This window comes from Methanobrevibacter sp., from assembly GCF_017940815.1.
GTDB lineage: Archaea > Methanobacteriota > Methanobacteria > Methanobacteriales > Methanobacteriaceae > Methanocatella.
In genome coordinates this window covers 1-9,543 of sequence record NZ_JAGAXX010000005.1, presented here as the reverse complement: position 1 = coordinate 9,543, position 9,543 = coordinate 1, and the positions used below count along the sequence as shown (strand labels likewise).

At 34.5% G+C, this 9,543-nt stretch carries 11 protein-coding genes; 2 read left to right on the top strand and 9 right to left on the bottom strand.

Translation table 11 applies throughout. From position 1 onward, the window contains the following. Positions 1-268 precede the first annotated feature (268 nt). The 6 genes from ILA26_RS00740 to ILA26_RS00715 all read right to left on the bottom strand — a co-directional run bounded on the left by ILA26_RS00740 (position 269) and on the right by ILA26_RS00715 (position 5,353). Positions 269-1,891 carry an AarF/UbiB family protein gene (locus ILA26_RS00740; protein ID WP_292892959.1) on the bottom strand — a complete coding sequence of 541 codons (1,623 nt, stop codon included), beginning with the start codon at positions 1,889-1,891 and terminating at the stop codon, positions 269-271. Between the two features lie 85 nt (positions 1,892-1,976). Next, positions 1,977-3,077: an Ig-like domain-containing protein gene (locus ILA26_RS00735; RefSeq protein WP_292892957.1), complete on the bottom strand. Its 1,101-nt coding sequence runs from the start codon at positions 3,075-3,077 to the stop codon at positions 1,977-1,979. Between the two features lie 96 nt (positions 3,078-3,173). Next, entirely contained in the window at positions 3,174-3,608 is a 435-nt protein-coding gene (locus ILA26_RS00730; protein WP_292892955.1) for a hypothetical protein, read from the bottom strand. Positions 3,609-3,661: 53 nt separating this feature from the next. After that, positions 3,662-4,207: a hypothetical protein gene (locus ILA26_RS00725; RefSeq protein ID WP_292892953.1), complete on the bottom strand. Its 546-nt coding sequence runs from the start codon at positions 4,205-4,207 to the stop codon at positions 3,662-3,664. Positions 4,208-4,415: 208 nt separating this feature from the next. After that, positions 4,416-4,859 carry a GNAT family N-acetyltransferase gene (locus tag ILA26_RS00720; protein WP_292892951.1) on the bottom strand — a complete coding sequence of 148 codons (444 nt, stop codon included), beginning with the start codon at positions 4,857-4,859 and terminating at the stop codon, positions 4,416-4,418. An 8-nt stretch (positions 4,860-4,867) separates the two neighbouring features. Next, positions 4,868-5,353 (bottom strand): hypothetical protein, encoded by a 486-nt coding sequence (locus ILA26_RS00715; RefSeq protein WP_292892949.1) that lies wholly within the window; start codon positions 5,351-5,353, stop codon positions 4,868-4,870. Positions 5,354-5,458: 105 nt separating this feature from the next. Here ILA26_RS00715 and ILA26_RS00710 point away from each other — a divergent pair, with 105 nt between their 5' ends. Further along, on the top strand, positions 5,459-6,397 hold the full coding sequence (locus tag ILA26_RS00710) for a 3-hydroxyacyl-CoA dehydrogenase (protein ID WP_292892947.1): 939 nt from the start codon (positions 5,459-5,461) through the stop codon (positions 6,395-6,397). 8 nt (positions 6,398-6,405) lie between these two features. On the opposite strand, the gene ILA26_RS00705 is transcribed toward ILA26_RS00710, so the two are convergent. Together ILA26_RS00705 and dph5 are read right to left on the bottom strand one after the other, a co-directional pair. Next, entirely contained in the window at positions 6,406-6,861 is a 456-nt protein-coding gene (locus tag ILA26_RS00705) for a MarR family transcriptional regulator (protein ID WP_292892945.1), read from the bottom strand. A 500-nt stretch (positions 6,862-7,361) separates the two neighbouring features. Then, the gene (gene dph5 / locus ILA26_RS00700) at positions 7,362-8,153 is read right to left on the bottom strand and encodes a diphthine synthase (RefSeq protein ID WP_292892943.1); all 792 of its coding nucleotides are present in this window, start codon (positions 8,151-8,153) and stop codon (positions 7,362-7,364) included. Between the two features lie 36 nt (positions 8,154-8,189). Between dph5 and ILA26_RS00695 the strand changes: the two genes are divergently transcribed. Next, a complete protein-coding gene (locus ILA26_RS00695; RefSeq protein ID WP_292892941.1) occupies positions 8,190-9,197 on the top strand; it encodes a class I SAM-dependent methyltransferase family protein in 1,008 nt (335 codons plus the stop codon). Positions 9,198-9,236: 39 nt separating this feature from the next. On the opposite strand, the gene ILA26_RS00690 is transcribed toward ILA26_RS00695, so the two are convergent. Further along, positions 9,237-9,543, bottom strand: a 307-nt coding sequence (locus tag ILA26_RS00690; protein WP_292892939.1) for a hypothetical protein, incomplete at its 5' end; no start/stop codon positions are given.

Below are 9,543 nucleotides of genomic sequence, written 5' to 3'. Positions count from 1 at the left end.
GTAAATTAGTTATATATAAAAAAAGAGCAAGAGCATTTGGAAAGTAATCAAATAACGTACTCAGAACAATTTTTCACACCCAAAACAATATTACAATCAACATAAAAAAAATGTATACTGAAAAAATCATGTAAAAAAAAAATAACATCCAAAAAAACACAAAATAAATAAAAATGATAAAAGTTATTAAAAAAAGATAGTACACACAACAGTGCAATTCATCCCCGACCTAAAGAGGTCATGGTATTCTTGCATTATAAAGATAAAATTATCTGGAATATAAATAATTAATTAAGCCCAATATTGCAAAAATTAATGTTACAATATAACCAATCACTGCAATTAACGGCATGTCAAACAACATTGGTCCCCTTGTTACTGTCATAACCAATGAAGAGCTTATCAAAAGGGCCGCCAGTAAAACCACATATGAAAACTTGCTTACAATACGATCTAGGCTATCAAGTTCAAACCTGATACTCATATCACCGTTTTCAATTTTATGAATTGAATTTGCAAGCAAAGGCAATAATGATTTTAACATGTTCTTATAATACAATAAGCTACCTTTTTTATCGCTAATGAAATTTTTGATATCTATTCTTTGATTAACTTCAGTTTTTGCAATCGGTTCTATGGATGCCATCATGTCCACATTAGGATCCAAACTGCTTGAAACAGCTTCAATCATTGACAATGAACGAGCCATAGTGGCAAATTCATTTGGAAGAATTATTCCATAATCCTGCATAAGTGAAAGCAGCTTGTCCAATACATCGTTTAATCCACCTGCATCCTCATTAAGGTATCTGAAGAACAAGTCACGCAAATCACGTTTTAAATCGGTTGTGTCCATGGTATAATCTAAAACACCCATATATATGAATTGATTAATAACTCCTTTGACGTCCTTATCTCCAACCAACATCAATAGATCACACAATTCTTTTCTAAAGTCATCGTCAAGAATTCCAACAGTACCCAAGTCAATATAACATACTACATTGTCATCTAAAACAAACATATTCCCTGCATGAGGGTCATCGTGGAAAAATCCGTCAAGCAAAAGCTGTTTCATGAATGAATCAAGTACGCGTTTTGCTATAAGTGGCTTATCAAACTCATCATTGTCGCTTTCAATAACATCCTGCATTTTTGTTCCTTCAACAAATTCCATAGTAAGAACTTTGGATGTGCAATATTGAGAATATGCAATTGGAATGTGAATAGTGTCGTCTTCAGCAAAATTCCTCTCCAACTGCTTCATATGGATTAACTCATTGATGTAATCGATTTCAATATGAATTGAATGGTCGAATGCATCCATTATTCCAGGCAAGTTGAATTTTCTAAGTTCATCATTATCATGGAGCTTTTCAGCCAATTTCTTCATGATGATTAAATCAGTGTCAATGGTTTCTGCAATTCCTCCCTTTTGAACCTTAACAGCAACCTTTTCACCGGTAGGCAATCTTGCCTCATGAACCTGACCTATTGAAGCAGTTGCAAGGCTTTCTTTGGAAAACTCTGAAAACAAATCATCAATGTTTCCATTGAGTTCACTTTCAACTATGCTTTTAACTTCTTCATAGCTAATAGTAGGGTTGTCATCTTGAAGTTTTTCAAATTCTTTGGCTAGTTTGTCTCCAACCATATCTGGCCTTGTACTTAACAGTTGCCCTAACTTAATAAATGCAGTTCCCAACTCTTGAAACATTAATCTTAAATTAACAGGAAGTTCTGGATCCAATAAAAGACTGTATTCCTCTTCCTCCTCTTTGGAAGGTAGAATCTTGGCTTTGATACTACGGTTGATAAACTTTCCGAAACCGTATTTGATTAATGCAGAATTGATTTCTTTTCCTCGTTGTCTAATATTCTTATCTGCCATAATTAATCACATAAAATTAGTTTTGTTTAAAAAAAAATAGTTTGTTTTGAGTTTAAAACTCAAAACTTATTCAAAAGAAAAAAAATTATTTAACAGTAATTTTTACTTTTTTAGATACTGAATTGTAGCAATCAGTTTTTTTGGATTTAACAACAGCTTTGAATTTACCTTTTTTGTTTAATTTAGTAATTTTAAAGGTTGCTTTTCCTTTACTGTTGGTTTGAGCCTTGTAGGTTTTTCCTTTAACTTTAATGGTAACTTTAGTGTTTTTAAGAGCTTTGCCCTCATTTGTTTTTAAAGTTACAGCATATTTTTTAGTCTTTTTAGCTTTCTTAAATGCTTTATTTTTAGCAGTTAATTTAGGAGTTGCTTTTTTAACTGTAATAACTTTTTTAACTAAAACATCACCATATTCTACAACGACAAAATGAGTTCCAGGTTTTAAATTCTTCAAACTCACGGTAGCCACACCATCACTTCCAATATGTCCTGTGACTTCCTTGTTATCTATTGTGAATATTACAGTTCCACTAGTTAAAGTTGAATTACCTTTCTTGACAGTGACACTATACTTGGTATTAGCAGTGTATACTTTAGTTAAATCAGCTGCTTCAATGGTCTCTTTACTGCCGCCAAACATATTAATGATACTTGAGAAGTCAAAGGTACCATTACCAAAAGTGGAACTGTTTAATAAACTTGAGATGTTGAAACTTGTTCCGTTACCGAAACTGAAGTTACCGTTCAATAAATCAGATATGTTAATGGATGTACCATTACCAAAGCTTAAGGTAGTTCCGTTCAATAAGTCGGATAAGTTGAACTTGGTTCCGTTACCTAAATCGATGGAGGTTCCATTGAACATTTTTGAAAAGTCAAAGCTTGAACCGTTACCAGAGCTTCCAATTTTAAGTGTATCATCACTAGCGGAATCTTTTGATAATTTGTCTTCTTTTTCAACTACATCAGCGCTTAAGACTTCATCCTCACTATCTGCAGCAACAACTTCCACGTCGTCTGCAACATCAGTACTTACTACATCATCTTCACTATCTACAGCAACAACATTTGAATCATCTGCATTGGAAACTTCAACTACATCAGATACATTATCTGCTGCGCTTACAGCACTAACTGCAAGCAATGAAATGAAAACCAATGAAATGATCATCAATGTTTTATTCATTTTGAAAATATTAATTCCTCCTTTTTGAATTTTAAAATAATTTATAAATTATTTAACATGAAATTTTAAATTTGTCATATTACTAAATCTGATAATCTAGAGCAAATGTTTAGTTTCAGTGCCAACCAACTTTACATCTTCAACCAAAAGCAAATCGACCATTCCTTTTCCAATAGAATGTGCTTCTGTAATCTTGCATGAAATCTTATTGAATGTAATCGCATCCAACTTGTCTTCAACAACGGGCAGGTCTGACGCATAGCTGGCATTCATTACCAGGAAATCACCCTCTTTTGAAGGTATGATGACATACCCTTCCAAATTTTCCATCCAATTTATTGTATCATTGTTATTGTAGGTTTCAGGTTCTGACTTGAAATCTGCTAGGTATTCCTGTGTATCAATAGCATCTATGGCATATGTTCTGAATGTCACGTTATCCAGTTCGATATCGTTTTCCTCATCCACAGGGGACTGGTCTCCAAGCAGACTGTTGAATATTCCGGCACTTGCACTGGAAATGCTAAACATGAAAATTATCACAATTAAAGCAATATATCTTTTTTTCATAATATCAGGTTAAGTTATTCTTCGACCTTTTTATTCAATTCAGCCTTCTCAGCTTCGATTTTTTCTTCCAAACCGGCTACAACAATGTCAATTTTTTCCTTGACGTCTGAAAGATCTTCCTCAATGGTGGCTAACTCAATGGCTTTTTCGATATCCTTTTCAAGGTTCTTAATCAACTCGTTTTTAGCCTTTTGCATCTTCAATTGTGCATTTAAAAAGATCTCTTCCAAGTTATTTTTAGCCTTGAATAAAATGAGTTCAATAGGTTTTTCCACATCTTCAGCGATTTCCTTGTCAACCGCATCCAACAACTTTACGATATCTTTATCCGCATCATCAAGGGCCTTATCAATTTTTTTATCGGCCTTTTCGATGTGTGCAGCCATCTTCTTTTCGTTAACGGATTTTTTTACATCAAGTTTCTTCTCTTCTGCCTTTATTTTTGCATTGACTTTTTTCTCTTCAGCTTTTAGTTTCTGTTCATCAGACTTCACTTTAAGATTATCCTTTGTTTCGTCTAATTTTTTTGACATTTTCTCTTTTTCTTCATGTAAATCCATTTTTACACCCCATCTGGAAAATCAATTTTACAAAACGGATTTCCGAATATATATATAGAAACTCATTAATAACCCTTATGTAAATGATTAAAGTAAAATAAAAGAACCCCTCACATAGTAATATGTATAATTTATAATCAATGTTTAAAAAAAATAAGAAAATTAAATAAAATTAACAAGTAAACTATTAAAAATTGTAAAAAATTAATTAACATTCAAAAAGGAACTCAAAATGAGGTATACCATCTTCGAGATATTCATCGGACACCCTTTTGAAACCTAAGTTAGTGTAAAAATCAACAAGATAAGCCTGGCCTGAAAGCCTAATCTTATTTTTTCCCAAATCTTTGACAATGAAATCCATTGCCCTTTTCATCATGGCCCCTGCTATTCCCTGACCCCTATGAGACTTCTTGACCACAATCCTGCCGATTGCCATTTCATCATATGAAACGTTTTCGGGAAGGATTCTCAGGACGGCCACAATCTCATCATCATCCTTGACAAACAGGTGATATGCAACATTGTCCTTACCGTCAAGATCCTGATATATGCAGTCCTGCTCGACTACAAAAATCTCCAATCTCAATTGGATAATCTGGTAAAGCTCATCAAGGGAAAGACCATTAAACTCTTTTAGAACATATTCCATACAATCACCTAATCCAAAGGCAAATGTTTGGACATTACCTTATCCTTCAGCTTGTCCAAATCGGAAGATATCAAAAAGATCTTTTCACCATTTTTAAATGTCTTATAACTCCATCCATCACCATACCGGGAAATTGTGTAGTCGCCATCAGGAAGGGTTTCATTAAAAATCTCCTGAGTATCCTCTTCAACGATTTCCTCTTTAGGAACCGCAATATTGTTAATCCTATCAATTTCAAGGCTAAATTGCCTAAACAGTTCATTTCCCATTTGGCCTTGAACATACCAGTTCAATGCATCAAATTGATCAAGGCCCACATTTAAAGAGGATTTCAACAATGAGCCTGTTTGTTTATACTCATTTAAAAGAAGTTTTGCATATTTTTCAAAATATCCAAAAGAATAATTGTCATACTTTAACTGTTCTCGAAGCAATATTGATTTCAACAGGTCATTCCGTTTTTGTAAACTATTCAATACATCAGAGCCATTCATCAACATTATTTTTGAATTTTAAAGCATATAAATATACAACTATTTAAGTGATGAAAACAAATATAAGTATACTAGTAAACTATTTTTACTATGAGGTGCATTAAAATGAGTATAAAAAAAGTTGTTGTAGCAGGAGGAGGAGTGCTTGGAAGCCAAATCGCTCTTCAAACTGCATACTGTGGATTCGACGTGACAATATGGCTTAGAAGCGAAGGATCAATTGAAAGGGCCAAACCTAAACTTGAAAGATTCAAAAACATATATGTAGACACACTTGAAGCCATGAAAACCGACCCAAGTGCATACTGCAGAGGTTTAGCGAAATCAACTGACTTGAGCGCTGAAGAACTCGATGAATTAAAGCAAAAGGCACAAGATGCCTACGACAGCCTGACTTTGACAACAAGTTATGAGGAAGCAGCAGCTGATGCAGACTTGATTATCGAGGCTATTGCTGAAAATCCAGAACAGAAAATTGCATTCTATACAGAGCTTGCAAAATACATGGAAGACAAGACCATCCTTGTGACAAACTCCTCAACATTGCTTCCTTCAATGTTTGCGGAATACACCGGAAGGCCTGAAAAGTATTTAGCTCTTCACTTTGCAAACACAATCTGGGCAAACAATACCGCAGAAGTCATGGGCCATCCTGGAACAGAGCAAGAGTATTACGATCAAGTGGCACAGTTTGCGGAAGACATCAACATGATTCCTTTAAAACTCAAAAAGGAACAGCCAGGATACATCCTGAACTCCCTTTTGGTTCCGTTCCTTAATGCAGGCCAAGCATTGCTTGCAAATGATGTTGCAGACCATGAAACCATTGACAAAACCTGGATGCTAGCTACCGGTGCTCCTGCAGGACCATTCCACATCTTGGATATTGTAGGCCTTACCACAGCTTACAATATCGTGGTCATGAACCCTGAGTCTAAAGACCCTGACACCACCGCTGGAAAGATAGCCAAAATGCTTAAAGAAAAAATAGATGCCGGTGAAACCGGTATTAATGCTGGAAAAGGATTTTATGATTACTCATAATTCCTTTTTTATTCTTTTTTTAAATTCAAATCTATTGACTTCAATGTCAACCCATTGAATGTTTCCATAAATTGGGAATCAAGGTTTTTCAATCCCATCTTATCTTCCCATTCATCATTGATTTCATACAATTTCGGAATGAAATCCTCACCCTTTTTAGTCAATTTCAGGATATATCTGCGCCTGTCCCCACTTGACCTTTCGCGAAGAATCCAACCATTGCCCTCAAGTTTTTTGACAGCTTTTGTAATTGCGCCTTTTGTCAGGTACAATCCGTCAGACAAGTCTTTCTGATTCAATTCATCGCTTTCATGTATCATAAGAATGCACAATGCCTGAATCAAGCTCAAATCATATTTCAAAAGCGCATCATTGAGGTATTTTCTATGATTCTTGTGGAAAATAAAGAGAATATCCCCCAACCGGTTAGAATCATAAAAACCCATTGTTTTTTCAAATTTCATCAAATAATATTATATTGAAAGTTATATTTAAATAATTTAGACCTTAGGTTTTAGTCAATCCTAAAAACATTTATATACCATTAGTATGTAACAATAATATTGTGTACTTAAAAACTTATAAATCAGGTATTTTATAATCTCCAAAATAATATAAATACCCCTTTGGAAGAAAACACCACTTCCAATGAATACCATCTATTTTATTAAAATTTTAACCAAAATTAGTCAAAAAAACGTATCAATTCAACAATTTTTATTTGTCTCATTTAATTAACATTTCACATATCGAAAAAAACAGTTGAACAAACACCAAATATGGAATCAAATACAAATAAAAAGATTTATATAGCATGAAAATATAAGTATTAAACGATGTGAAAAGAATTTCATATCTTATGATGAACATCAGTCAACCATTTTATAATCTCCAAAATGATTAGAATATGTTCAATTAGGAAGTAGATCGACACTACTTCCACTACTCCCCCTATTTTTAATAATTAAACATCATCAAGAATGCTTTTATCTGCCCCAGCAATCTCAACAAGATATTCAGCCTCAACTATATGGAGCTTGGATGGAATTACAATACAGTGAAGAGGACCTCCGAAATCAAAATCGATTAATTCTGAAATCTTTCCTGCACGGACAACAACATCCTTTGAACCGACACGTGCAATTCCCATGGCCAAGGTGTCCTCAGTTATCAATCCTTCACGGTCCAAATCGTTCTTGATATTCATCAAATACTCCAAACCCTGATTGACAGTCATATACCTGTCCTTGTGAGCCTGAATGTCCAATAGAACCAATGTATGCAAATCCATTTTAAGATTTTCCTCAATAGCCTCATAAGGAGACTTAGGATAAAAGTTATAATCCGGAAACGGAATAGTGGTTACCTTTCCAAACTTATAGCCCTGAAGACCTGAAATGGCCGGTGCAGAAGACAGGATTGATGATCCATGAATAACCTCAAAATCAATTCCCTTTTTAGAGCATTGGACCAAAAAGTCACTGTGAGTGGTTGCAATTAATGGGTCCCCTCCAGTGATTAGTGCAACATCAGAAGTCTTGGCCTCTTCAATGAACTTGTGTTCCTCTTCAACTTCCCCTCTAACCAAAACTTCAATTTTCTGACCGATCAGCTCTTCGATAGCCTCAAAACTAGAACCGAATAATCTTGATGTGAAAAATTCCGCATAAATTTTATCAACATTTTTTAAACATTCTAATCCCTTAAGAGAAATATCCTTCTCATCAAATAATCCTAATCCAACTAAATAAAACATAATACTATTTATAATAATTTAAGCATAAATAACTTTATGAAATGTGTAAAAGTTCCATTAAAAGAGTTAAATGACACCCGTATAAAATTGATGGAAAATGGACTAATGAATATGGAATATAGGATTAAAGCGGAAAAGGAGTTCGGATATATTCCAATAAATGACGATATTGATGATTATGAAATTGTGGACGTCGAACTTGAAGAGATAAAAAAGGTTCCACATAATTTTTCTGAATTGCTTGAAGGCGAATTGACCGAGGAGGAAATAGAAAACTTAAGAACATCATTTGACACAATAGGAGATGTTGTTATCTTGGAGATACCTGATAATCTGGAAAATAAAAAGCAGCTTATCGGGGATGCTGCCCTCAAGTTCACAAAAAGAAAATCAATCTATATGAAAAAGAGCGCAATCAAGGGAACAACTCGTGTAAGAGATTTGGAATTCCTATCTGGAGTGGACGATTCAGTAACAATTCACAAGGAACACGGCGCCCGTTTGAAACTTGATGTGCGTGAAGTTTATTTCTCACCTAGGCTCGCAACCGAAAGAAAACGAGTGATGGAAAGCGTAAAAGACGGCGAAAGAATTCTTGACATGTTCTGTGGAATAGGGCCTTTTCCAATTGTCATTGCAAAAAACAAGGATGTTGAAATCACAGCTGTAGACATCAACGAGGCCGCAATCAGATATCTTGATGAGAACATTGAATTGAATAAGCTTAACGGGTCCATTGAAACTTACTGCGGAGATGTTCGTGAGGTCAGCAAATCATTTAACTCAAAATTTGACCGCATTATAATGAACCTTCCCGGACTTGCCTACACTTTCCTTGACGTTGCAGTTGATTTGATTGAAGAGGATGGAATAATCAACTATTATGAATTTTCTGACTCATATGAACAGGGAAAAAAACGCTTGGAAGATGCATGCAGAAAAGCTGGAAAGGAAGTTGAAATCATCAACACACGCAAGGTCAAGTCAACCAGTCCCGGCGAATGGCATGTGGCAATTGATGGTAAAATTAAGAAAAATAGCTAAAAAAATAGAAAAAAAGTAAGATTTTAAAAAAAATCTTATCTAGAATTGGATCCTGTTACCGGTCCAATCGTCATCATCATTGAAAGCGTTGAATTTCTTTTCGTCTTCAAGATACTTGTCCATGTCCCTATATAACTTAGCTCTGAAGATGTCAGGATAAGCAATGTATAACATGTCTCCGTTAGCGCTAGTTTCTTTCACATAGGTTTGTTGGAAATCAATGACTGAATCATCTTCCTTACTGAAGTGGTGGACCTCATTTGCGCATAGGATTTTGAAATGCACAAAGTCATCTTTTAATAATTCATCAACTAAATCCTCAATCAAAGGAGGTAAAGTTTTTTCT